The sequence below is a fragment of the Bradyrhizobium sp. ISRA442 genome, assembly GCF_038085055.1.
Lineage (GTDB): Bacteria > Pseudomonadota > Alphaproteobacteria > Rhizobiales > Xanthobacteraceae > Bradyrhizobium.
On record NZ_JALGCN010000004.1, the window covers coordinates 365,731 to 390,517 of the forward strand.

At 64.9% G+C, this 24,787-nt stretch carries 20 protein-coding genes; 8 read left to right on the forward strand and 12 right to left on the reverse strand.

Annotated elements, in window-relative coordinates; all coding sequences use genetic code 11:
• Positions 1–11: 11 nt before the first annotated feature.
• The 10 genes from aat to MTR72_RS11435 all read right to left on the reverse strand — a co-directional run bounded on the left by aat (position 12) and on the right by MTR72_RS11435 (position 9,950).
• A complete protein-coding gene (aat, locus tag MTR72_RS11390; RefSeq protein WP_280964141.1) occupies positions 12–692 on the reverse strand; it encodes a leucyl/phenylalanyl-tRNA--protein transferase in 681 nt (226 codons plus the stop codon).
• A 51-nt stretch (positions 693–743) separates the two neighbouring features.
• A complete protein-coding gene (locus tag MTR72_RS11395) occupies positions 744–1,847 on the reverse strand; it encodes a sensor histidine kinase (RefSeq protein WP_280964140.1) in 1,104 nt (367 codons plus the stop codon).
• A complete protein-coding gene (locus MTR72_RS11400; RefSeq protein WP_280964139.1) occupies positions 1,844–2,284 on the reverse strand; it encodes a response regulator in 441 nt (146 codons plus the stop codon). Before MTR72_RS11400 ends, MTR72_RS11395 begins: the two co-directional genes overlap by 4 nt.
• A complete protein-coding gene (locus MTR72_RS11405) occupies positions 2,281–3,807 on the reverse strand; it encodes a sensor histidine kinase (RefSeq protein ID WP_280964138.1) in 1,527 nt (508 codons plus the stop codon). Before MTR72_RS11405 ends, MTR72_RS11400 begins: the two co-directional genes overlap by 4 nt.
• Before the next feature lie 107 nt (positions 3,808–3,914).
• Positions 3,915–5,273, reverse strand: coding sequence for an acetyl-CoA carboxylase biotin carboxylase subunit (gene accC, locus MTR72_RS11410; protein ID WP_341510365.1), 1,359 nt, complete (start codon positions 5,271–5,273; stop codon positions 3,915–3,917).
• Between the two features lie 82 nt (positions 5,274–5,355).
• Positions 5,356–5,850 carry an acetyl-CoA carboxylase biotin carboxyl carrier protein gene (gene accB / locus MTR72_RS11415; RefSeq protein WP_280964136.1) on the reverse strand — a complete coding sequence of 165 codons (495 nt, stop codon included), beginning with the start codon at positions 5,848–5,850 and terminating at the stop codon, positions 5,356–5,358.
• A gap of 36 nt (positions 5,851–5,886) precedes the next feature.
• Positions 5,887–6,354 carry a type II 3-dehydroquinate dehydratase gene (aroQ, locus tag MTR72_RS11420; protein WP_280964135.1) on the reverse strand — a complete coding sequence of 156 codons (468 nt, stop codon included), beginning with the start codon at positions 6,352–6,354 and terminating at the stop codon, positions 5,887–5,889.
• Between the two features lie 231 nt (positions 6,355–6,585).
• Positions 6,586–7,455, reverse strand: coding sequence for a DUF1236 domain-containing protein (locus tag MTR72_RS11425; protein WP_341510366.1), 870 nt, complete (start codon positions 7,453–7,455; stop codon positions 6,586–6,588).
• Positions 7,456–7,675: 220 nt separating this feature from the next.
• Positions 7,676–8,446, reverse strand: a complete 771-nt coding sequence (locus MTR72_RS11430; RefSeq protein WP_280964133.1) for a DsbA family protein — start codon at positions 8,444–8,446, stop codon at positions 7,676–7,678.
• A gap of 100 nt (positions 8,447–8,546) precedes the next feature.
• Complete coding sequence (locus MTR72_RS11435) at positions 8,547–9,950, reverse strand: M48 family metalloprotease (protein ID WP_280964132.1); 1,404 nt, start codon at positions 9,948–9,950, stop codon at positions 8,547–8,549.
• 190 nt (positions 9,951–10,140) lie between these two features.
• Here MTR72_RS11435 and MTR72_RS11440 point away from each other — a divergent pair, with 190 nt between their 5' ends.
• The 3 genes from MTR72_RS11440 (at position 10,141) to MTR72_RS11450 (ending at position 13,387) form a co-directional block, all read left to right on the forward strand.
• Positions 10,141–11,328: a pyridoxal phosphate-dependent aminotransferase gene (locus MTR72_RS11440; RefSeq protein WP_280964131.1), complete on the forward strand. Its 1,188-nt coding sequence runs from the start codon at positions 10,141–10,143 to the stop codon at positions 11,326–11,328.
• An 85-nt stretch (positions 11,329–11,413) separates the two neighbouring features.
• The gene (locus MTR72_RS11445) at positions 11,414–11,971 is read left to right on the forward strand and encodes a biotin transporter BioY (RefSeq protein ID WP_280970992.1); all 558 of its coding nucleotides are present in this window, start codon (positions 11,414–11,416) and stop codon (positions 11,969–11,971) included.
• An 84-nt stretch (positions 11,972–12,055) separates the two neighbouring features.
• Complete coding sequence (locus MTR72_RS11450; protein ID WP_280964130.1) at positions 12,056–13,387, forward strand: dicarboxylate/amino acid:cation symporter; 1,332 nt, start codon at positions 12,056–12,058, stop codon at positions 13,385–13,387.
• 94 nt (positions 13,388–13,481) lie between these two features.
• On the opposite strand, the gene MTR72_RS11455 is transcribed toward MTR72_RS11450, so the two are convergent.
• Both MTR72_RS11455 and MTR72_RS11460 read right to left on the reverse strand, forming a co-directional pair.
• Positions 13,482–14,714, reverse strand: coding sequence for an NAD(P)/FAD-dependent oxidoreductase (locus MTR72_RS11455; RefSeq protein WP_341510367.1), 1,233 nt, complete (start codon positions 14,712–14,714; stop codon positions 13,482–13,484).
• Between the two features lie 65 nt (positions 14,715–14,779).
• Positions 14,780–16,924, reverse strand: a complete 2,145-nt coding sequence (locus MTR72_RS11460; RefSeq protein ID WP_280964128.1) for an Rne/Rng family ribonuclease — start codon at positions 16,922–16,924, stop codon at positions 14,780–14,782.
• On the opposite strand from MTR72_RS11460, the gene MTR72_RS11465 reads away from it, so the two are divergent.
• The 5 genes from MTR72_RS11465 (at position 16,880) to MTR72_RS11485 (ending at position 24,733) form a co-directional block, all read left to right on the forward strand.
• Positions 16,880–17,968, forward strand: a complete 1,089-nt coding sequence (locus MTR72_RS11465; protein ID WP_341510368.1) for a hypothetical protein — start codon at positions 16,880–16,882, stop codon at positions 17,966–17,968. The two genes, MTR72_RS11460 and MTR72_RS11465, sit on opposite strands and share 45 nt — an antisense overlap.
• 619 nt (positions 17,969–18,587) lie before the next feature.
• Positions 18,588–19,880 (forward strand): N-acetylmuramoyl-L-alanine amidase, encoded by a 1,293-nt coding sequence (locus MTR72_RS11470; RefSeq protein ID WP_280964126.1) that lies wholly within the window; start codon positions 18,588–18,590, stop codon positions 19,878–19,880.
• A gap of 220 nt (positions 19,881–20,100) precedes the next feature.
• A complete protein-coding gene (locus tag MTR72_RS11475; protein WP_280964125.1) occupies positions 20,101–22,596 on the forward strand; it encodes a penicillin-binding protein 1A in 2,496 nt (831 codons plus the stop codon).
• Positions 22,597–22,711: 115 nt separating this feature from the next.
• A protein-coding gene (gene prfB / locus MTR72_RS11480) for a peptide chain release factor 2 (protein WP_341510369.1) occupies positions 22,712–23,843 on the forward strand; the annotation gives its coding sequence in 2 pieces (ribosomal slippage) (positions 22,712–22,780 and positions 22,782–23,843; 1,131 coding nt in all).
• Positions 23,844–23,845: 2 nt separating this feature from the next.
• A complete protein-coding gene (locus MTR72_RS11485; RefSeq protein ID WP_280964123.1) occupies positions 23,846–24,733 on the forward strand; it encodes an NAD(P)-dependent oxidoreductase in 888 nt (295 codons plus the stop codon).
• Positions 24,734–24,787: the final 54 nt, after the last annotated feature.

A 24,787-nucleotide genomic window follows, 5' to 3' on the forward strand; every position in this document is an offset into this window, starting at 1 on the left:
GCAATCATCGACTATTGCCGTGACGCGATGATCTCGAGCGCGCGTGCGCCCGGGATTGCTTCTCCCGCAGACAGCTTCAGGAAATCGGCCGGCTCGCCGGCCAGCGCCCTGTCGAGCAGGCCGGTGTAGCGCCGCCGTGAAATCTCGACCGCGCCAAAGCTCTTCAGATGCTCGGTGACATATTGCGTGTCGAGCAGCTCGAAGCCGCCGTAGATGAGGCGCGCAACCAGATGCACCAACGCCACCTTGGAGGCATCGCGCGCGGTGTGGAACATGCTCTCACCGAAGAAGGCGCGCCCGAGGCTCACGCCGTAGAGGCCGCCGACGAGATCGTCGCCTTGCCAGGCCTCGACGCTGTGGCAATGGCCGAGCTCGTGCAGGCCGCCATAGAGATCGCGGATGCGCTTGTTGATCCAGGTGTCCTCGCGTCCGGTCTGCGGCGCAGCGCAGCCGGCGATGGTCGCCTTGAACGCGGTGTTGACGGTGACACGAAGCGCATCCGAGCGCACGGTCCGTGCGAGACGCGAGGCAACGCGGAACCCATCGAGCGGAATGACGCCCCGCATCTCCGGCTCGACCCAGAACAGGGTCGGATCATCGGCGCTCTCGGCCATTGGAAAGATGCCGCAGGCATAGGCGCGCAAGAGCACAGCCGGCGTGATTTCAGACGAAGCGGATTCGCGCGAAGTCATGACCCCTCGACAATAGCAGGATTGCGACGGGCTTGCGATGGGTGGCGCGGATCAACTCGCCGCGGCGTTGCTTGCCTTAGCGGGCGCCGCGGCAGTCCGGCTGAATTTCAGGACGATGCGGGTTCCGGCATGGTCGGGATCGCGCTCCACGGAAGCGTCGAGCTTGGAGGCCATGGCGGCGACGATGCGCTGGCCCATGCCGGTCGAGTGCGGATCGGCCTTGGCATTGTCGCCGACGCCGTCGTCGGCGATCGACAGCAGGAGATCCTCTCCTTTCGAGGTCAGCTCGACATGAATGGGGCCGGCACCGTCGGGATAGGCGTATTTTACCGCATTCATTACCAGCTCGTTGACGATGATGCCGACAGCGACCGCGCGATCCGGATCGATCTCGATCGGCTCGGCCTTCAGCGTCAGGCGCGACATCCGGTTACCTTCGGCCGAACGGCGCAGGTCTTCGAGCAGCGAGTCCAGATACTGGCTCAGGATCACGCTCTTCAGATCCTGTGAGGTGTAAAGGCGGCGGTGGACCTGGGCGACAGCGGCGACGCGGCCCATCGCGTTGGTCAGGGCAGCCTTGACCTCCTCCTGCGCGGCAGTGCTCGCCTGCAAGTGCAGGAGCGAGGCGATGATCTGGAGCGAATTGCCGACGCGGTGATTGACTTCACGCAGCAACAGCTCGCGCTCGGCGGCAAGCGCGGCGTAGCGGTCGCGCGAGGCATGGACCTCGGCCTCGGCCTCCTCGCGCGCCTTCTGCATCTCGGCCTGGCGCAGCGCTCCGTCGGCCGCGACATGCAGCAGCGGGATGAAGTCTCCTTTCACGTCCTTGACCAGATAGTCGGCCGCGCCTGCCTTCAGCGCGGTGACTGCGATGCTGGAATCCTGCGAGGCGGTGACGAACACCACCGGCGGCGCATCCGGGATCGCCATGATCTGTTCGAGCGTCTCGAGCCCGTCGAGGCCCGGCATGTACTGGTCGAGCGCCACGACATCGATACAGCCGCCGGGACCCGCGCTACGGATACGCTCAAGGCCTTCCTCGCCGCTCGCGGCATGAATGACCTTGTAGCCGCGGCGCATGAGTCCGCGCTCGACGAGGCGGGCCAGCGCGTCATCGTCGTCGATATAGAGCAGTGTCGGCGTTCTCTGATTCATGTGGCGGCGGGCGGGACCTGGATGACCGAGAAGAACAGACCGAGCTGCCGGATGGCGTTGGCGAAGTTCTCGTAGTTGACGGGCTTGGTGATGTAGACGTTGCAGCCGAGCTCGTAGCAGCGCTTGATCTCCTGGGAGTCGTCGGTGGTGGTCAGCACCACCACGGGCGAAGCCTTCAGGTACTTGTTCTCCTTGATCTGCTTCAGAATGTCGATGCCGGTCATGTCCGGCAGGTTGAGGTCGAGCAGGATCAGGAGGGCGTTGCCCTTCTGCGTGAGACCGCTACCGTCAGCGCCGAACAGATGCTTCATGGCTTCGGTGCCGTTGGCGAACGCGACGATCTCGTTGTTGACGCCGGACCGGCGGATGTTGCGCTCGATCAGGCGCGCATGTCCCTCGTCGTCCTCGATCATGATGATGGTGACAGGCTGGGTCATTGATCGGCTTTCCGATTGCTGGCGTTCCAGTTCATTGGCAGCGTGATCGTGAATGTACTGCCTGCGTTCAGTTCCGACGATACCGACATCGTACCACCGAGACGACGCACAAGTGCACGCACGTGTGCGAGACCGATGCCCTGGCCGGGCTTGTCCTGGGTTCCCGCGCGGCGGAACAGGTCGAAAATTCGCTGATGATCCTTCGGATCGATGCCGCGGCCGTTATCCATGATCTCGAAAATAGCGTATCCGAGCTTGGTCCGCCCGCGGATTCTGATTTCCCCGGGGACGCCGGTCCTGAGATATTTGATGGCGTTGTCGATCAGATTGGAGAATATCTGCTCGAGCGCCAGGCGATCGCTGACGATATTCGGCAGGGGCTCGACGTGGATTTCGGCCTGCGCTTCAGCCGCCTGATGCGCCAGCGTCGACGCTATGGCCTCGATCAGCTCGCGTGTGTCGATCCGCCTCGGCTCGAATTCGCGCCGGCCCTCGCGGGTGAGGTTGAGGATTGCCGAGATCAGCCGGTCCATCTTGGCGATCGAGGACTTGATGAAGCCGAGTGCCTCGGAAAAATCCTCCGAAAGCTGCTTGTCCGGACCCTCGAGCACGATCTCGCGACCCGCGCCGGGCGCCAGCGGCGGACCGTCGGCCGGGACATGGGTGAGGCTCTCGATGCGGCGGAAAATGTCGCCGCCAAGCTCATCGAGCTCGCTGGTGAAGCCCATGATGTTGACGAGCGGCGAGCGCAGATCGTGGCTGACGATATAGGCAAAGCGCTGGATCTCGTTGTTGGCTTCGCGCAGGTCTGCGGTGCGTTCGTCGACGAGGGCCTCGAGATTGACGTACGCGTCGCGCAAGCGCGCCTCGGCGTCGTCGCGGATCCGCGCCGAGCGCCGCACCAGCCAGACCGAGATCAGCGCGAGCACGACCACGAGGCCCGAGCCGATGCCGGTCATCGACGCGGCCAGCGTCTGGCTGAGGTCCGCGTTGACCGAGCGGAGATGGAACAGGCGTTCCTCTTCCCGGATCATCGCGTATGCGATGCTGGTGATCGTGGTCGTGGTATTGCCTGCGGCCGCTTCGTTGACCAGCGCCGTTGCCTTCTCCGGCTGGCCTTGCCGGACGAACTCCATCTCGCGCGCGAACTGGTCGAGCCGCGTCTCGATCGCGACGCTCAGCTTTTCGACGTTGTCGCGTTGCGATGGATTGTCGGTGCTCAGGCGCGTGAGCCTGTCGAGCGCGGGAATGATGGCAGCCACGGCCTTGTCATGGTCGGTCTTGAAATCCGTCTCCCGGGTCAGGAGGTAGCCGCGGGCTCCGCTCTCGGCGCGCCGGACTTCGAGCAGGAGCGCATTGACTTGGTTCTCCACCTCGATGGTGTGAAGCACCCATTTGCTGTCGCTGCGGGCCTTGTTGACCAGATACACCGAGCCAGCGCTGATCACGGTCAGCACCAGCAACCCCGCTGCGAACAGCAGGATCTGCCAAAATGCGCGCCGCCGCTGCGCCTTAGCCGTCACGACGGTCTCGCCTCATACAAGACAATGGAGTGCAAGGAGCCCCCTTTGAGCAGACCAACGGCTCAAAACGCCCGTGCAGGCAGAGGGTTCCCCGGGAGGCCGGAAATTTATCTGGTGGCGGGCTCCATCTGGCCGGCCAGGTACTGTTCCAGCCAGTGGATGTGGTAGTCGCCGTCAATGATGGCGGGCTCCCGCACCAGGGCGCGGAACAAAGGCAGTGTGGTCTCGATGCCGTCGACCACCATCTCGTCGAGAGCCCGGCGCAGGCGCATCAGGCACTCGCCGCGGGTCTTGCCGTGGACGATCAGCTTGCCGACCAGGGAGTCGTAATAGGGCGGGATCGTGTAGCCCTGATAGACTGCCGAATCGATTCTTACGCCGAGCCCGCCGGGCGGATGAAATTGCGAGATGCGACCGGGCGAGGGCCGGAAGGTCTGCGGGTTCTCGGCATTGATGCGGCACTCGATGGCATGGCCGATGATCTGCACTTCGTCCTGCCGCGCCGGCAAGTCGCCTCCGGCGGCGATGCGGATCTGCTCCAGCACGAGGTCGATATCGGTGATGCTCTCGGTGACGGGATGCTCGACCTGGATGCGAGTATTCATCTCGATGAAGTAGAACTCGCCGTCCTCGTAGAGGAACTCGATGGTGCCGACGCCGAGATACTTCATCTCGCGCATCGCCTTGGCGCAGGTCTCACCGATCTTGGCGCGCGCCGCTGCGGTGAGGACGGGCGAGGGGCCTTCCTCCCAGACCTTCTGGTGACGACGCTGCAGCGAGCAATCGCGTTCGCCAAGGTGGATCGCGCCGCCGCGGCCGTCGCCGAGGATCTGGATTTCGATGTGGCGTGGCTTCTGGAGATATTTTTCGAGGTAGACGGACGCATCGCCGAAGGCGGATTTCGCCTCGTTGGCCGCGGTCGACAGCGCCACCTGAAGGTCAGCCTCGCTATGCGCCACCTTCATGCCGCGGCCGCCGCCGCCGGCAGCGGCCTTGACCAACACGGGGAAGCCGATCTTCCTGGCGATCGCCATCGCATCGTCATCAGGCCCGACCGCGCCGTCGGAGCCGGGCACCACGGGGATGCCGAGCCGCTTGGCGGTTTTCTTGGCCTCGATCTTGTCGCCCATCAGGCGGATGTGCTCAGCCTTGGGACCGATGAAGTGCAGATTGTGCTCGGCGAGGATTTCGGCGAAGCGCGCATTCTCCGATAGGAAACCGTAGCCGGGATGCACCGCGTCAGCGCCGGTGATCTCGCAGGCTGCGAGCAGGTTGGGGACGTTGAGATAGCTGTCCTTCGAGGGCGGCGGGCCGATGCACACGCTCTCGTCCGACAGCCGCACATGCATGGCGTCGGCATCGGCGGTCGAATGCACGGCAACGGTCGCGATCCCGAGCTCCTTGCAGGCCCTGAGGATGCGAAGGGCGATCTCGCCGCGATTGGCTATGAGGATCTTGTCGAACATGGCGCCTCAGCGGGCGAATAGCGAGTAGCGAATGGTGAATGGTAAGACAGTAACCATTCGCCGCTCGCCTTTCGCCACTCGCTCATTCAATAATCACCAGCGGCTCGCCGTACTCGACCGGCTGGCCGTCCTCGACCAGGATCTGCGTCACGGTACCGGCGCGCGGCGAGGGGATCTGGTTCATTGTCTTCATCGCTTCGATGATCAACAGAGTCTGCCCGATGGAGACCTTGGTGCCGACCTCGATGAAAGGCTTGGCGCCCGGCTCGGGTGCCCAATAGGCGGTGCCGACCATCGGCGAGATGACGGCGCCCGGGTGTTTTGACATGTCCGGCGCACTGGCCGCAGGTGCAACGGCCGCGGCGGCGACGGGCACTGCGGGGGCGGCGGCTGCCACCGGCATCGGCATGGTCGCAGCGACGCTGATGTTGCGCGCGACGCGCAGGCGGAAGCCTGCGCGCTCGATCTCGATCTCGGTGAGGCTGGTCTCATCGAGCAGCAGCGCGAGCTCGCGCACGAGCGCCGAATCGTCGCTGGAAAACTTTGCGGCTGCTTTGTCGTCTGGCTGGCGCGCCATGATTCTGATCCGAATATTCTGTGTGATGAGGGTGCGTCAGGCTTTGGGCTCGAGCCCGAGTTTGGCGGCAAGGCCGAGGATCGCGAGGCGGTAGCCCTCGACGCCGAAGCCGCACAGCGAAGCGAAGGCCGCGCGTGCGGTGTAGGAATGGTGGCGAAAACTCTCGCGCGCGTGGATGTTGGTCACATGCACTTCCACGGTCGGGATCTGCACCGCGAGCAGCGCGTCGTGCAGCGCGATCGAGGTGTGAGAATAGCCGCCGGCATTGATGATGATGCCCTTCATCTTGCGGGCGTGCGCCTCGTGGATGAAGTCGATCAGCTCGCCTTCGCGGTTGGACTGCCGGCAGTCGGCCTTGAGACCGAACTGCGCCACCGTCTCCCGGCACAGCTTCTCGACGTCGGTCAAGGTCGCGTGGCCGTACTTCTCCGGTTCGCGCGTCCCCAGCATGTTGAGGTTCGGCCCGTTGAGTACGAGGATCGTGTCGGTTGCTGGTTCGGCCATTCTTGTCCCGGCAGGTGCTTCGGCGTGGCGGGGGTTATAGGTAACAAAGGGCCTTAGGGGAAGCCTTGAAGGACCTCCCGGGGGCCTTGAGGCACCTCATCCGGCTTGCAAAAACCTGTGCGGAAACTACGGAAATTGCTTGTTAACCAGGCCAAAGCATGGCTGCCGGCCGTACACCAAGGGGCGGGCATCGCTGCCCGCCCCCGGAAGGTTGCCGTGATCCGGCCTTAGTTAGGCGTTGAGAACCGCCACGATCTCGTAGGTGTCCGGATTGATGATCACGATCTCCTCGCGGACCAGGATGAACTTGTAAGTCCGCCACTCCGGATAGATCGTCGCGACCCGCGGCGGCAGCGCGTGCAGCTCGATGCCTTGGCGCGGAATGCGGGTTCCGACCGAGATCGAGAAGTTCACGTTGGTCACCGGGGCGACGCGCTGCTCGTGGATCACCGAGGTGATCTGGGTGCGCTGCTCGGTCGAGAGCTTGGCGCCGGCGCCGGCCTGACCGGTGGTCTGGGTCGAGGTACCAGCCTGGCCCTGTACGTTAGTGCCGCCCTGGCCCTGGCGGCTCTCGCCTGTGGTCGTGCCGGACTTGCTCTGGCTCTCCGAGCTCATGCCCTTCGACTTGTCCTGCTGGCCTTGGGCGCGTTCGTCGGTGCGCTGCCCCTTTGTTGCACCTGACTTCTCCTCAGCCGTCGGATTCTTGTGCATCGTGCCCGAGGACTTCTCGTCCTTCATTGCACCTGAAGACTTCTCTTCAGCGCCGGACTTGGATTGTCCCACGGTGCCCTTTTCCTTGCCCGTCGAATCCTTGTTCATGGCGCCGGATTTCTCGTCCTTCATAGCGCCCGAGGATTTCTCTTCGGCGCCGGACTTCATGGAGCCACCGGCCTGTCCAACGGTGCCCTTTTCCTTGCCCATGGAGTCCTTGCCCGTGGTGCCGCCATGCTCAGCCGCGCCGCCCGACTGCGAGTGCTGCATCTGTTGCTGTTGCGAGCCGGCACCGCCGCCGCCCTCGCGGTTATAGCCCTGTGCGTTCGCCAGTCCGGTGCCGGCGATCAACGCGAGCGCAGCAACCGAGATCATGAAGCGGTTAGACATTGAACTTCTCCTCACGTGTTTCTTTGCGTCATTGCCCGCGCCGACAACGAAAGGAGATTTGAGTTGTTCCGGAACTCCGCCGGTTCCGCGGCATTTGTTTGTTGAATGCCGAATGAATGCGTGCGTCGGGACTGCGACACGATCGAGGTCGCAAAACGCAAAGCAAAAGGCCGGCTTTTCAGCCGGCCTTGCTATGTGGAACGGAACAACGAGAGCTGCGTCAGCAGGTCGCCTTGCCGCAGCGCGCAACGCCGATCTTCTCCTTCAACCCCTCGAGGCCGATGGCGCCGACGACGATCTGCTTGCCGATCACGTAGCTCGGCGTGCCGTTCATGCCCATCGCTTCGGCGAGCTTGAAATTCTCCTCGATGGTGGCGCGCACTTCCGGATTCGCAATGTCCTTCTCGATCTTCGCGACGTCGAGGCCGGCCTCCTTGGCCGCGGCAAGCGCGTGCGCCTTGTCGGCCTGGCCGCGACCACCGAGTAGCTTCTGGTGGAAGTCGAGATACTTCTTGCCGGTGGGATCTTGCATGCGCACGGCGACCGCGACTTGCGCGGCTTCGACCGAACCTTGGCTCAGGACCGGGAATTCCTTCAGCACGACCTTCAGCTTCGGATCGGTCTTGATGAGGTCGAGCATGTCGGCCATCGCGCGTTTGCAATAGCCGCAATTGTAGTCGAAGAACTCGACGAAGGTGACGTCGCCGTCCTTGTTGCCCAGCACGACCTGGCGCGGCGAGTTGAAGATCGCGTCCGCGTTCTGCGCGATGCTCGCTTCGTGCTTCTGCGCTTCGGCGGCGGCCTGACGCTTGCTGAGCTCGGTCATCGCCTCCTCGAGCACCTCGGGATGGGTGACCAGATAGTTTTTGACGATCGCCTCGATCTCGGTGCGCTGGGCATCCGAGAAGCTGTCGGCCGAAGCGGGCCCCGTCACGCCGCAGCCGATGGCGAGCGCAAACAGCGCGGGAACGAGCAGGCGCAGCGAAGGCATTGGCAAATCCTCTTATCCAAAGCAGGTTTCGGAAAACGTCCCGGCGGGCTCAAGCGTGTCGTCGTGACGTCGTGGTATCGGGCCTTGTGGTGTCAGGCATTCAATTGTTACGCGGCGGCTTCGCCGCCACGATGTCGTCGGCCTTGACCCAACCGGGTGTGCCGACGGCGAAACGGGTTTTCGCGCGCGTGGCAAGCTCGCGGGCGGTCTTGTTGTCGCCGCGCAAGTAGGCGGCCTGGGCCGACGCCAGATCGGCCTCGGCATAGTCTCCCTTCCGGCCATAGGCCATCGCGAGCTGGGTGTAACCAAGCGGCGCCTCGGGCTCGCGTGCCACCGCAGCCCGGAGAATCCGAATGGCTTCGTCGGTGTAGGCCTTATTATCGGATCCGACCAGAGCCTGCCCAAGTAACATCTCGATGAGCGGTGAGTTGCTGGAGAGCTGCACTGCCTTGCGCAGGGCGGGGATGGCCTCTGCCGGTTTTCCGCTCTCGAGCAGCGCCTGGCCGCGGACCTCGTAGAAGTACGGGTTGTTGGGCTGGACCTGGATCAGCGCATCGATCTGAGCCAGCGCGCTGCGCAGGTCCCCGTGCAGATAGGTGCTGATGGCACGGGCGTAACGTGCCGGCATGCTGTCGTTGGTCTGCGGATAGCGGCGATAGACGGTTTCCGGCCGCTCCATGAAGGCCGAGATCTTGGCGCGGACCATGTCATGGCGAAGCTGGAGCGCCGGATCGTCCTTCTTGTCCCAATAAGGGCTGGTGCGGGCGAACTCCTGCAGCGCCGCGACGCGCTCGGCAGGCATCGGATGCGATTGCAGATAGGGATCGGCGCCGCGCGCGGCGAACAGGCTCTCGCTGGTGAAGCGCTTGAAGGTCTCGTACATGCCCTTCGGCGACTGCTGGGTTGCGGTCAGAAACTTCACGCCGGCGCGGTCGGCGTTCTCTTCCTGCTGGCGCTGGTAGGACAGCAGCGTGCGACGGATCATCTCCTGCGGGCCGGCGATCGCGGCCGCGCCGGCATTTGCAAGACCGTTGTTGCCGGAGTTGCCGCCGCGGCTTGCGCCTGCGGCGAGCGCGCCAGCGCCGAGCAGCATGGCAATGATCATCTGCGTCTGCGCAGTTGCTAGCTGCTCGCGCAGCTTGGCGAGATGGCCGCCGGCCAGATGCCCGGTCTCGTGGGCGAGCACGCCGATAAGCTGGTTCGGCGTCTCCGACTGCAGGATCGCGCCATAATTGACGAAGATGCGGCGGCCATCGGCGACGAACGCGTTGAACGAGGCATCGTTGATGATCACCATCTGGATGTTCTGCTTCTCGAGGCCCGCCGCGCGCAGGATCGGACGCGTATATTCACGCAGGAGCTGCTCGGTCTCGGTGTCGCGCAGAATGGGCGGCCCCTTCGCCTGTGCGCGCGCCGCCGCGAGCGGCGTCAGCACGATAGCCGCTGCCGTGACGAGCGAGGTGAGGGCGGAGGCTTTCTTGCGCAAAGCGATCTGGAGCAACATCAAGCGGTCTTGGTCAAACGGTCTTGGTCAAGCGGTCTTGGAACGCAGTTCCGTGATTGGTTTTGGCGATTGGCGGCGGACCGGATACGCGATATGCCCTTATGAGCCGTACAATGCGGCCAGTCTGGGGCGCAAGCGCCCTGTCCTCCGGACGATAGCGGACCGGCCGCCAGCGAAATAGCAGAAATCGATGCACGATGCGACATTGAGGAACCGCCTGGCGCCGTGGCTCGAGCCGTCCCGCCGCAGCGATGTTCCCCCGTTTATGGTGATGGACGTGATGGCCGCGGCGGCCCGAATCGAGGAGGGCGGGGGCCATGTCATTCACATGGAGGTCGGCCAGCCGTCGGCTGGGGCGCCCAAGACCGCGATCGCGGCCGCCCATGCTGCGCTCGATACCGGCCGGATCGACTATACTTCGGCGCTCGGCATCCCGTCGCTGCGCGAGCGGATCGCGCGTCATTATCGCGACGTCTATGGCTGCGCGGTCAGCGCGGAGCGGGTGGTCGTGACAACGGGCTCGTCCGGTGGCTTCATCCTGGCCTTCCTGTCGATGTTCGAGCCCGGCGATCGTGTCGCCGTCACGGTGCCGGGCTATCCGCCTTACCGTCATATCCTCACTGCGCTCGGTTGCGAACCGGTGCTGATCGAGACCACGAGTGAGACGCGCCACGCCTTGACCGGCGAGGCCTTGCTCGCCGCCCATCGCAAAGCCCCGCTGAAGGGCGTGCTGGTCGGAAGCCCCGCCAATCCGACGGGAACGATGATGTCGAGCGAGGCGATGTCGGGCCTGATCGCGGCGGCGGAAGATGCCGGCATCCGCTTCATCTCAGACGAGATCTATCACGGGCTCGACTACGCGTTTCCGGCGGTGACGGCGGCAGCGCTGTCGGAGCGCGCACTCGTGATCAACTCGTTCTCGAAGTACTTTTGCATGACGGGCTGGCGCGTCGGCTGGATGGTCGTGCCGGAGATTTTGGTGCGGCCGATCGAACGGCTGCAGCAGAACCTGTCGATCTCGGTGCCGGCGCTATCGCAGATCGCGGCCGAAGCTGCATTCGACGGAACGGCCGAGATGGATGCGATCAAGCATGGCTACCAGGAGAACCGCCGCATCCTGATCGAGGGATTGCCCGAGGCCGGCTTGACAAGGTTCCTGCCCGCCGACGGCGCCTTCTACCTCTATACGGACGTCTCGGATTTCACCGCCGACAGTTTCGACTTCGCCAAGCAGATGCTTGAACAGGCCCATGTTGCGGCGACGCCGGGTATCGATTTCGATCCTATTCACGGCCGTTCGTTCATCCGCTTCTCCTACGCGAGATCGGCGGACGAGATGCGGGAAGCAGTTGACCGGATCGCTCACTGGCTTAAATAGCCCGCCAGTTTTTCCAGAGCTTCCGGAGTTCAACTTGTCTGACAGATCACCAGCCATCGCGCCGCATTTTCCTCTCGCCGCCATTGTGTGGCCGGTCCAAAGCGGCGAGTTCGCCGGGGCGCTGCGCGCATTCGTCTTGATTGCGCTCGGCACCGCATTGATGGCGCTGTCAGCGAAAGTCAGCCTGCCGCTGCCCTATGTGCCGATGACCTTGCAGACGCTTGTCGTGCTGATGATCGGTGCGGCCTATGGCTGGCGTCTTGGCAGCGCAACCATGATCGCCTACCTCGCCGAAGGCGCGATCGGACTGCCGGTGTTCGCGGGCCCCGTCGGCGGAATCGCGCCGCTGGTCGGCCCAACGGCCGGATATCTGTTCGGCTTCGTCGCGGCAGCTTTCGTGACGGGTTATCTCGCCGAACGCGGCTGGGATCGCAGTATCGTGCTGCTGTTCGCTGCGATGGCCGTCGGTCACATCGTTATTCTGGCGGCGGGATTCGGCTGGCTGGCCTTCGGCCTCGGTCTTGGCATGCCCAAGGCCTGGCAGGTCGGCATCGTGCCGTTCATCGCCGCGTCGCTGGTCAAGAATGCGCTTGGTGCCACCTTGATGCCAGCCGCACGCCGGGTGGTCGACCGTCGCGGGTAAAGCGCGCAACACCGACCAGTTCCAATTGACAGGGCCAGCCAAGTTGCTCTTGGCTGGCTCGCAGTTTTGAGGGGGAGTGGACAAATGACGACGACAACGATGGCGGGTGTGCCGACAGCACCGGCCGCCAAGCCGTGGTACAAGATTCTCTACGTCCAGGTGCTGATTGCCATCGTGCTCGGCGCCATCGTCGGCTGGTTGTGGCCGTCGGTCGCCACCAACGACTGGATCAAGGCGATGGGCGACGGCTTCATCAAGCTGATCAAGATGGTGATCGCGCCGATCATCTTCTGCACCGTGGTCTCGGGCATCGCGCATATCCAAGATGCCAAGAAGGTCGGCCGCATCGGCGTCAAGGCGCTGGTCTATTTCGAGGTCGTCTCGACCTTCGCACTCCTGATCGGCCTCATTGTAGGCAATCTCGTCAGGCCCGGTGCGGGCTTCGGCAATGCCGCGGCCAGCGAGCAGGCCGTCGCCAACTATGCGAAGCAGGCTGCGGGCCAGAAGTCCGTCGACTTCATCCTGCACATCATTCCCGACACCGTGGTCGGCGCCTTCGCGCAAGGCGAGATCCTCCAGGTGCTGCTGTTCTCGGTGCTGTTCGGCTTCGCCATCATGGGCCTCGGCGAGCGCGGCCACACCATCCGCAGCTTCATCGACGATGCCGCGCATGCGGTATTCGGCGTCATCTCCATCGTGATGCGCGCGGCGCCGATCGGCGCGTTCGGCGCGATGGCCTACACCATCGGCAAGTTCGGCACCGGCGCGATCCTCAACCTGATCGGTCTGATCGCGACCTTCTATGTCACTGCTGCGCTGTTCGTCTTCATCGTGCTCGGCATCATCGCGCGGTTCGCCGGCTTCTCGATCTTCAAGTTCCTGGCCTACATCAAGGACGAGCTCCTGATCGTGCTCGGTACCTCGTCGTCGGAAAGCGCGCTGCCGTCCTTGATGGAGAAGCTGGAACGGCTCGGCTGCTCCAAGTCGGTGGTCGGCCTCGTGGTGCCCACGGGCTATTCGTTCAACCTCGACGGCACCAACATCTACATGACGCTGGCGACGCTGTTCATCGCGCAGGCGCTCGGCTTCGATCTCACGCTGGGTCAGCAGTTGACGATCCTGATCGTGGCCATGCTGACCTCGAAGGGCGCCTCCGGCATCACCGGCGCGGGCTTCATCACGCTCGCCGCGACGCTCGCCGTGGTCGATCCGCGCCTCGTGCCGGGCATGGCGATCGTGCTCGGGATCGACAAGTTCATGAGCGAATGCCGCGCGCTGACCAATCTCTGCGGCAACGGCGTTGCCTGCGTGATCGTCGCCTGGTGGGAGGGCGAGCTCGATCGCGACAAGCTCACCGCGCGGCTGAGCCAGCAAATCGACCCGACGGACATGGAAACCGCCGTCACCACGGACTGATCTGCAAGCCGCATCTGATGGCGCGTACCGTCAGACCTTGAAATAGCAGGGCTGGTCGAGATCCTCGATCAGCCCTTATTCTTTCTTTCGCCGGCTAGAAGCGGTCCGGCCGGTACGGCGCGGGATCAATTGATGGCGTCTCGCCGTTCATCATCTCCGCGAGCAGGCGTCCAGTCGCAGGCCCCAGCGTAAAGCCCTGGTGGCCGTGGCCAAAATTCATCCATAGGCCGCGATGGCGCGGCGCGGGGCCGAGCACGGGCAGCATGTCGGGGGTGCAGGGCCTGGTGCCGAACCACGGCTCCGGCTCGACGCGGGTGCCGAGATCGATCAACTCTCGCGCCGACGCTTCTGCGCTGGCGAGCTGAACGGGCGTTGCGAGCGCATCCGGGCCCGTCAACTCCGCGCCGGTGGTGATGCGGATCCCCTTGGCCATCGGGCCCATGGCGTAGCCGCCGGCCTTGTCGACCAGCGGCAGATCGAGCGAAGAGCCGCCGCTGTAATGCATATGGTAGCCGCGCTTGCGCACCAGCGGAATGCGGTAGCCGAATTTGTGTAAGAGATCGGGCGACCACGGCCCGAGCGTGACCACGACGTCTGCGGCATCGATGCGTCCCTCGGCCGTGTCCACCGACCAGCCGGTGGCGGTCTGCCGCAGGGTCTCGGCATCGCCGCGTACGATCCTGCCGCCGAGGCGCTCGAACAGGTTGGCATAGGCGGTGACCAGCGCACCGGGATCGGACACGGTCCAGGTGTCGAGCCAGTGGATCGCGCCGGGAAGATCGTCGCGCAGGATCGGCGCGGCCTTGGCAAGCTCGCTCCCCGAGAGCACGCGAAAATTCACGCCGAAGTCGTGCCGATCTTCCTCCGCGGCCTTGATCGCAAGGTCGAATGACGCGGGGTCGCGATGCAGCATGCGGTAGCCGGCGCGGCGGATGAGATTGTCGGCATGCGCGTCGCGGATGAGGATGTCGTGCTCTGCCGTCGCGTAGGCGATCAGGCGCGCCCAGGCTTCGATCGCTTCGCGATGCCGCTTCGGCGCCGAGTGCCACCAGTAGCGGAGCAGGGGCTCGATGTGGAGGTGTAGGGAAGAAAGGCTGTAGCGCACATCGTTGGTGCGGCCGGTCGCGATCTTGAGGAGCGTCGCAAGGTCGCGTGGCATCGGGTAGGGCCGGACGGCTTCCGCCTGGATCATCCCGGCATTGCCATAGCTCGTCTCGCGGCCCGGCTCCCTGCGGTCGACGAGGGTCACGGACCAGCCACGCCGCTGCAGGTGCAGCGCCGCGCCCACACCCACCATGCCGCCGCCGAGAACGATCGCGCTTCGCATTCGAATGACCCCGCCAAATCAAAACCGCCCGGAATGACCGGGCGGTTTCGTCTGGATTGTTGGTTTTACTCGCCGCCGCCGAAGCGGCGCGACCACCAGCCGGCGCGACGCGGTGCGGCCGGCGTTTCGCTGGCCTCTTGCGCGGGCTCCGGAGCCGGGGCGGGCGGGGCAGCCTGCTCCGGTACCGGCTCAGCCGGCATTGCCGGCTCGGGCTGGCTGTTGAGCAGGAAGCTCACCTTTTCGCGGACCGTGGAACGGCGTCGCGCGGCCTTGTCGTCGGAGGCCGGCTCGTCCGTTGCGGCAGAGGCGGTCGGCTCGGGCTGGCTGGGTGCTTCTGCCTGCACCTCGGGCTGGGCGATCTGCAGCTCGGCGCTCGCCTCGGCGGGTTCCGTATCGGCGATCGACGGCGCGGCTTCGCTGCTGCCACGGTCGAAATCGGCGACTGCATCGCTCACTTCCGACGGCGGATTGGCGCCAAGCTCATCGCCGATCGACCCGGCGAGACCTTCCTCGCCGCCGCCACCGCGCCGACGGCGTCCACCGCGGCGACCGCGCCGGCGCCGGCGTTCACCGCCGCCCTGCTGCTCGCCACGGGCCTGCTGTTCCTCGGCCTCGTCGCCGTCCTGCTCGGCGGCTTCGGTCTCTTCGTCGGCCTCACCGGCAACCATCGCGGCATCGGGGGCGATCGGCGCGCCGTCCTCGCGAAGTTCGCCCTCGCGCTGGCCACCGCGGCCGCGCCGGCGGCGGCGCCGCCTGCGGCGCTGGCCATCCTGTTCGGGCGCGCCTTCACCGGCTGCCTGCTCCTCGGCAAGACCTTCAGTCTCTTCCGTCTCGATCTCGGATTCGAGCTCCGAATCGAACTCGTCCTCGTCATAGGCCTCTTCAGCCGCCGGCGGCGGGCTTGCGGCGGCCTGCGCCGCGAGCAGCGCCTTGGCGGCCTCCAGCGTGTGCACCTGCTCGCCACGGTCGATGACATAGGCCTGCGGCCCGCTGACGCTCGCGTCGGCGATGATCGACAGCGTGACCTTGAAGGCGTTCTCCAGGTCGCGCAGGTGGCCGCGCTTGTGATTCAGCACGTACAGCGCGACGTCGGTGCGGGTGCGGACCACCAGATTGTGGGTCGCGCCCTTCATCAGGATCTCTTCGAGACCGCGCAGAAGCTGGAGCGCAACCGAGGATACCGAGCGGACATGGCCGGTGCCGCCGCAATGCGGGCAGGGGTCGGTCGAGGATTCCAGCACGCTGGCGCGGATGCGCTGGCGCGACATCTCCAAAAGGCCGAAATGCGAGATGCGCCCGACCTGGATGCGCGCGCGGTCCTGCCGGAGGCAATCGGACAGCTTGCGCTCGACCGCGCGGTTGTTGCGCTTCTCGTCCATGTCGATGAAGTCGATGACGATCAGGCCGGCGAGGTCGCGCAGGCGAAGCTGGCGGGCGACCTCTTCGGCCGCTTCCAGATTGGTTTTGAGCGCGGTGTCCTCGATGTGGTGCTCGCGCGTCGAGCGGCCGGAGTTGACGTCGATCGAGACCAGCGCCTCGGTCTGGTTGATGACGACGTAGCCGCCGGAGCGCAACTGCACGGTCGGCGAGAACATCGCGTCGAGCTGACTTTCGACACCCATGCGCGAGAACAGCGGCTGGCCGTCGCGATACTGCTTCACCGCGCTGACGTTGGCCGGCATCAGCATCTTCATGAAGTCGCGCGCTTCGCGGTAGCCGGATTCGCCCGCGACCTGGATCTCGTCGATCTCCTTGTTATAGAGGTCGCGCAGCGAGCGCTTGATCAGCGAGCCTTCCTCGTAGACCAGGGTCGGCGCCTGCGACCGCAGCGTCAGGTCGCGCACCGTCTCCCACATCCGGATCAGATATTCGAAGTCGCGCTTGATCTCGGGCTTGGTGCGGGAAGCGCCCGCGGTGCGCAGGATGATGCCCATGCCCTCGGGCACGTCGAGATCCTGGACGACCTCCTTGAGACGGGAGCGGTCCTGCGCGCTGGTGATCTTGCGGCTGATGCCGCCGCCACGCGCAGTGTTCGGCATCAAGACGGCATAGCGGCCGGCGAGCGACAGATAAGTCGTCAGCGCCGCGCCCTTGTTGCCGCGCTCTTCCTTGACGACCTGCACCAGCATCACCTGGCGGCGCTTGATGACTTCCTGGATCTTGTATTGGCGGCGCGGACGGAAGGTGCGCTCCGGCACTTCCTCGAGCACGTCGTCGCCGCCGACGGATTCGACGACTTCGTCTTCGATTTCCTCGCCGTCTTCGCCATCCTCGACGTCAGTGGTTGCCTCGGCATGCGGCGCCTCGGCGCTCTCGCCGGCCGCATAAACGGCGTCGGCGGGCTCGGCGGCGGTGGTCACGGCTTCGGCGAAGGCCTCGGCGTGAGCTTCCTCCGCGGGCGCTTCGGTAGTCGTCGGCTCCTGAGGCTGGGCGGCAAGTTCGGTGGCGACAACGGGCTCGGCTCCCACGGCCGCGACAGGGGCGGGCGCCTGGTCGTCGTGATCATGGTCGCGCGCCTGCTGATCGTGCTCGCCCGCGGGTTCATAATCGTCATGATGATGCGCGTGATGCTCATGATCGTGACGATGCTCGTCGTGCCCATGCTCGTCATGATCGTGGTCGTCGTCATGGGCCTCGAACGCACCGGGATGCTCGGCATCGGCGTGCAGATGCTCGCCCTCGTGCGGGACGCCCTCGGGGCGCTCGGGCAGCAGCTCGCCCTCGACCGGCTGGGCAACGGGATCCGCGCCCGCCTCGAGGCCATCGACGATGTCGCTCTGGACACGCTCGCCATGACCGCGGCGGCGGGCGTTGCGATGGCGCGAGCGGCGGCGGCCGTGGGAACGATTCTCGTTCTCCTCCTCGGCTTCGCGATGGGCCTGCTCCTCGGCCTCGATCAGCGCCTGCCGGTCGGCGACCGGGATCTGATAGTAGTCGGGATGGATTTCGCTGAAGGCGAGGAAGCCGTGGCGGTTGCCGCCATATTCCACAAAGGCGGCCTGGAGCGAGGGTTCGACCCGGGTGACCTTGGCGAGGTAGATATTTCCGCGCAGTTGCTTGCGTTGCGCGGTCTCGAAATCAAACTCTTCGACGCGATTGCCGCGGACCACGACGACCCGGGTCTCTTCCGGGTGGGTGGCATCGATCAACATCTTGTTGGGCATGTCTTGGCTCTTGGCGGCGGCGGGCGCGATTCACCGTGGGCGCGAATCGCGCCGCCGGGTGACGCGACGGTCCACCTGATTCGGGGGTGAGGGGAAGGCCGAAACGTCCTCTCTCGCGCCATGTCGAACTGGAGCCTGGGGGGCCAAGGCGGCGCGCGGGAGTTTCGCTCCGCAGCGTCGCGAATGGTCCTTCAGATTTCGTCGGCACAGTCTGGCGCATCAAGCGTCGGCCCGTATGAAAACTCGGGCGGCGAGGCCGCCCCTTAATCAGTTGCTGCTGGCCAGGTCTGGCGCGAGAACGCGCGTCCTGAGGATCACAACCGCTCCCCTGGGATTAAGGGATCGGGTAACGAGAGGCTACGTCGCTGTCAGAACCGTCCCTGGAACGCGAGAGGTAACCCAGGACCGCCTGCCGCCGGGGCTCGACCCCGTTCCACCTCGCTGCCGCGCTCCGCGCTGGCCTCAAAGGGGGACGGAAAACGCTGGAATTCCCAAAGCTTGAGAGTTCCGGCGCTGCACCGGGCGCTGAATGCGACACAACCGAATATATTGGCCGTCAGCAGTCTGTACATACGAGGAATGGACCAGCGGTGCAAGGGAGCGTCGCACGTCGGTCACAGTCGTCGAGTTTCGCGCCTTTTGTCATTAAGACCTGATTAACCCTGCAGTTCTATTGCGATAAGGAAGCTGCTCGGAGGCACGGGATTCGGTGGCGAGCCGCGCAAATCAACGGGTTTTGCTGGGGTGTGCGCTGTTGTGCGCCGCAGCATTGCCATGTGCCGATTCCTCCCGTCTGAGTGCCGCCGAAAGCCCGCCGCGAGTGGCTGTCGCGACGGCGAATTTCCCGGTCGCTTCGGCTGCGCGGCTTGCCGGCGATGCCAAGCAGACCCGCTTCATTCTCGACCTCGATCAGACCGTCACCTTCCGCGCCTTCACCCTGGCCGACCCCTACCGGGTCGTGGTCGATGTGCCCCAGATCAATTTCCAGCTTCCGTCCGGCACCGGCGTGGGACGTGGCCTGATCAAGGCTTTCCGTTATGGGCTCGTGATGCCCGGCGGATCGCGAATCGTGTTCGACCTGGCGGGACCGGCCAAGATCGCCAATTCGTACGTGCTCGAAGCGGCGAACGGCCAGCCGGCTCGGCTCGTACTCGAGCTGGAGGAGGTCGATCGCGCCTCCTTCGTGCAATCGCTCAGCCCGAATAGCCGCCCCGAGCTGCGGCCCGCGATTGCCGACGCGCCGCCCGCGACCGTTCCGGCCACGGCTCCGGAGCCGGCGCAGCAGAAGCCGGCGGATGAGCGCGCCGTGGTGGTGATCGATCCCGGTCACGGCGGCATCGACAACGGAACGCAATCGAGCGGCGAGAGCGAAAAGAACCTGGTGCTGGCCTTTGGCCTCGCGTTGCGGGACCGGCTGGAAAAGAGCGGCAAATATCGCGTGGTGATGACGCGGGACGACGACACCTTCATCCCCCTCAACGACCGGGTCAAAATCGCCCGCAACCTCAAGGCCGCCCTGTTCGTCTCGATCCATGCCGACGCCTTGCCGCGCGCGGAGGGCGATGCGCAAGGCGCCACGATCTACACTCTGTCCGACAAGGCATCCGACGCCGAAGCCGAGCGCCTGGCGGACGCGGAAAATCGGGCGGACGCGATCGCCGGCTTCAACCTCGCGGAGGAGCCGACCGATGTCGCGGACATCCTGATCGACCTCACTCAGCGGGAAACACGCACGTTTTCAAACCGTTTCGCCCGTTTGCTGATGGGCGAAATGAAGTCTACGGTGCGGATGCACAAGCATCCCCTGAAGTCTGCGGGCTTCCGGGTGCTGAAGGCGCCCGACGTGCCGTCGGTGCTGGTCGAGATCGGTTACGTCTCCAACAAGGGAGACCTCGAGCACCTCGTCTCCGAGGGCTGGCGGTCCCGTGCCGTGGGCTCGATGGCGCAGGCGATCGACGGATTTCTGGCCAAGCGGATGGCAACCGCGGGGTCTGCGAATTGATGAGGGAAGTTTCCAGCCCGCCGTTAAGCCCTAGTTTGGCCACAGCGGGCGCTTTATAAAAAAGCCGCAGGGGGTTCCGGAATCGACGAGAATCCCGCTCGGCAAGCGCCTTTAGGCCCGGCGCCGATGTATTTGAGTAGGCCGGTGAATTCGCGACGTAAGGACGACGCCTGTTGGCGGCGCCAAGGGCTGATCCAGGGATTGAACGGATAAACAGATAATGCGCTTGCTGGTGCGGTTCATGGGCTTCCTGTTCGCCGCGGGAACGGTGATGTTCCTTGTTGGTGTCGGTGCCGTGGCAGGCCTGATCTGGCATTTCTCCAAGGACTTGCCCGATTACTCTCAGCTTCAGGATTACGAACCGCCGGTGATGACCCGCGTGCACGCGGTCGACGGTTCGCTGCTCGGCGAATACGCCAAGGAGCGCCGGCTCTATCTGCCGATCCAGGCGGTGCCGAAGCTCGTGATCAACGCCTTCCTGGCGGCCGAGGACAAGAATTTCTACGAGCACGGGGGCATCGACTACACCGGCATGGCCCGCGCCGGATTGCTCTATCTGCAGAACTACGGCTCCAACCGCCGCCCGCAGGGTGCTTCGACGATCACCCAGCAGGTCGCCAAGAACTTCCTCCTGACCAACGAGGTCTCGTTCTCGCGCAAGATCAAGGAAGCCTTGCTGGCGATGCGGATCGAGAAGACCTACTCCAAGGACAAGATCCTCGAACTGTACCTCAACGAAATCTATCTCGGCCTCGGCGCCTACGGCATCGCGGCGGCTTCGCTGGTCTATTTCGACAAGTCGGTGAACGAGCTGACGATCGCGGAAGCCGCTTATCTGGCGGCGCTGCCGAAGATGCCGGCAACGCTGCATCCGGTGCGTAACCGCGACCGCGCCATCGAGCGCCGCAACTACGTGATCGACCGTCTCCAGGAGAACGGCTGGATCAAGCAGGCCGACGCCGACAAGGCGCGCAAGGAGCCGCTGGCCGTCACCAATCGTTCCAACGGTGCCCACACCTTCGCCGGCGAATATTTCGCCGAGGAAGTCCGCCGCGACATCTTCGAGCGCTATGGCGAGAAGAAGCTCTATGAGGGCGGCCTGTCGGTCCGCACCACGCTCGATCCGAAGATCCAGGTCATGGCGCGCAAGACCATGGTCTCGGGCCTCGTGAACTATGACGAGCAGCAGGGCTATCGCGGCGCGATCAGCAAGCTCGATACGTCAGGCGACTGGGGCGTGAAGCTTGCCGAGATCAAGTCGCTCTCCGACATCTCGCCGTGGCGCATGGCGGTGGTGCTGGAAACCAGCGACCAGTCGGCACGCATCGGCTTCCAGCCGAGCCGCGAGCTCGGCGGCGCCGTGAGCAAGCAGCGCGAGACCGGCATCGTCACGCTCGACGGCGTGCGCTGGGCGCGGGCCGCGCAGGGCGGTACCAAAGGCAAGACGCCGACTGCGGTGTCCCAGGTGCTCCAGCCCGGCGACGTGATCTATGCCGATCCACTCTACAAGGACGGACAGCCCGTCGAGGGCCAATACCGCCTGCGGCAGATCCCCGAAGTATCCGGCGCCATGGTGGTGATGGATCCGTGGACCGGCCGCGTGCTCGCGATGGTCGGCGGCTTCTCGTTCGACCAGAGCCAGTTCAACCGCGCCACGCAGGCCTACCGGCAGCCGGGTTCGTCGTTCAAGCCGATCGTCTATTCCGCGGCGCTCGACAATGGCTATACGCCCTCGACTGTCGTGCTCGACGCGCCGATCGAAATCGACCAGGGGCAAGGCGCCGGCGTGTGGCGCCCGGAGAACTTCTCCTCGGGAAAATTCCAGGGACCGGTGACGCTGCGCAACGCGCTGCGGCAGTCGCTCAACACCGTCACGGTGCGGCTCGCACAGGACATCGGCATGCCCTTGATCGGCGAATACGCTCGCCGCTTCGGCGTCTATGACGAGCTGCCGAACTATCTCTCCTACGCGCTCGGCGCCGGCGAAACGACGGCGATGCGCATGGTGACGGCCTATTCGATGATCGCCAATGGCGGCCGACGCGTGAAGCCGACGCTGATCGATCGCATCCAGGACCGCTACGGCCACACCATCTTCAAGCACGACCAGCGCGAATGCCGCGGCTGCGACGCGCCGGGCGGCTGGAAGAACCAGAACGAGCCGCTGTTGATCGACCGCCGCGAGCAGGTGCTGGACTCCATGACGGCCTATCAGATCACCGAGCTGATGGAAGGCGTCGTGCAGGCCGGCACCGCGACTGTCGTCAAGGAGGTCGGCAAGCCGATCGCCGGCAAGACGGGCACGACCAACGAGGCCAAGGATGCCTGGTTCGTCGGCTTCTCGCCCGACGTCGCCGTCGCAATCTATATGGGCTACGACAAGCCGCGGCCGCTCGGCAGAGGCAACGCCGCCACCGGCGGCCATCTGGCAGCGCCCATCGCGCGCGACTTCCTGAAGCTCGCGCTCGCCGACAAGCAAGCGGTCCCGTTCAAGGTGCCGGCCGGCATCAAGCTGATCCGCGTCGTTGCCAAGACCGGCATGCGTGCCGGCCCGGGTGAGACCGGTGGAACCATCCTCGAAGCCTTCAAGCCGGGTACGGCGCCGCCGGACAACTACTCGGTCATCGGCGTTGCCGACGCCGACGGGCGCGTGCCGCAGCAGGCGCCGCCCGATACCGGCTTCTTCATGCGCCCGGGCACCGGCGGGCTGTACTAGGGCCTTAGGATAAGATCCGCGATCTGAAGCTCCGGCGGTTGCGCTTTGCAGCCGCCGCCGCTACATCCCCATTGCAATTGCACGCGGGAACAATTCCGCGAGATCAGAGAACGACATGCGCGCCGAAATCGAACGGTTGGTAGAAGAGATCAAGCAGTCAGTCGGGCTGCTGAGGAGGCATCTTTGACGTCGAGAAATCGACGGCGCGCCTTGCTGAGCTGAACAAGCTCGCTGAAGATCCCAACCTCTGGAACGATCCCCAGAAGGCCCAGAAGCTGATGCAGGAACGCACCTCGCTCGAGGATGCGCTGTCGGGTATCGGCAAAGTCGAGCAGGAGCTCGAGGACGACGTCGGCATGATCGAACTCGGCGAGGCCGAGGGCGATGAGGGCGTCGTCGCCGAAGCGGAAGCTGCGCTCAAGAACCTGAAGAAGGAAGTCGCACGGCGCGAGCTCGAAGCGTTGCTGTCCGGCGAGGCCGATCGCTTCGATTCCTATCTCGAGGTCCATGCCGGCGCCGGTGGCACCGAGAGCCAGGACTGGGCGCAGATGCTGCTGCGCATGTACACACGCTGGGCCGAAACCCACGGCTTCAAGGTCGAGGTGTTGGAGGAGTCCGACGGCGAAGAGGCCGGCATCAAGTCGGCGACCATCCAGGTCTCCGGCCACAACGCCTACGGCTGGTTGAAGACGGAGGCCGGCGTGCACCGGCTGGTCCGCATCTCGCCGTTCGATTCCAACGCACGCCGGCACACCTCGTTCTCGAGCGTGCAGGTTTTCCCGGTCATCGACGACAGCATCAAGATCGACATCAAGGAATCGGATGTCCGCGTCGACACCATGCGTTCGGGCGGTGCCGGCGGCCAGCACGTCAACAAGACCGAATCCGCGGTGCGACTGACGCATATTCCGAGCGGCATCGCGGTGGTCTGCCAGGCCGGCCGCTCCCAGCACAAGAACCGGGCGCAGGCCTGGGACATGCTGCGCGCGCGGCTTTACGAGATCGAGCTGAAGAAGCGCGAGGAGAAGGCCGCCGCAGACCAGGCCGCCAAGACCGATATCGGCTGGGGCCATCAGATCCGCTCCTACGTGCTGCAGCCCTACCAGATGGTGAAGGACCTGCGCACGGGCGTGCAGACCTCCGACACGTCAGGCGTGCTCGGCGGCGACCTCGACGAGTTCATGGCTGCGACGCTGGCGCAGCGCGCCTTCGGCACCACGACCGGCGAGATCGAGGACGTGGACTGATCATGGCCCGCGTCGCCTTCATCGGATTGGGGCGGATGGGCCACGGCATGGCCGGCCGATATCTCGATGCCGGCTTCACGGTGACGCTGTGGAATCGCAGCAAGGCCAAAGCCGAAGACCTGATCGCGCGTGGTGCGCTTTGGGCGACCTCGCCGGAGGACGCCGCGATCGATGCCGACGCCGTCGTCACCATGGTCGCGGACGACGAAGCCTCGCGTGCGGTCTGGCTCGGGCTCAAGGGCGCGGCCAAGACCGCAAAGGCCGGAACGATCGCGATCGAATGCTCCACGGTCTCCTATGATCATGCGCGCGAGATGGCCCGCGAGCTGAACGGCCGCGGCCTCACCTACATCGATTGCCCGGTCACCGGATTGCCGGATGCGGCAGCTAGCGGAAAGCTGACACTTTTGGTCGGGGCCGACCCCGCCGATCTCGATCGCGCGCGGCCTTATCTGGAGCCGATCGGTTCGACCATCCGCCATTTCGGCGCAGTCGGCTCCGGCACGGTCTACAAGCTCATCAACAATCTGATGGGCGCGATCCAGATCGCAGGGCTTGCCGAGGGGCTTGCGATTGCCGAGCAGGCCGGGCTCGACATGAACCTGGTGCTGGAGTCGATCCAGGCCGGCGTTGCCGCCAGTCCCCAGGTGCAGCGCCACTCCAAGCGGATGGTCGCCCGCGACTTCAGCGGCGCAACTTTTACATCGGCGCTGCGGCACAAGGATGCCGCCTATGCCGTGAAGCTTGCCGAGACCTTGCTGGCCGACAAGCCGCTCGTCGCGCGCGCCGCGGTCGAGTCCTACGCGCGAGCCAAAGCCGCGATGCCGGACGACGATGAAGGCAGGATGATCGAGCTCGTGTCGAGGCCGAAGAAGAGGAACACTTCCTAGCCGGTTGAGCTGACATGGGTCCTGAACGCCTCGTTGGCGGTGCTCGTTTCGGAA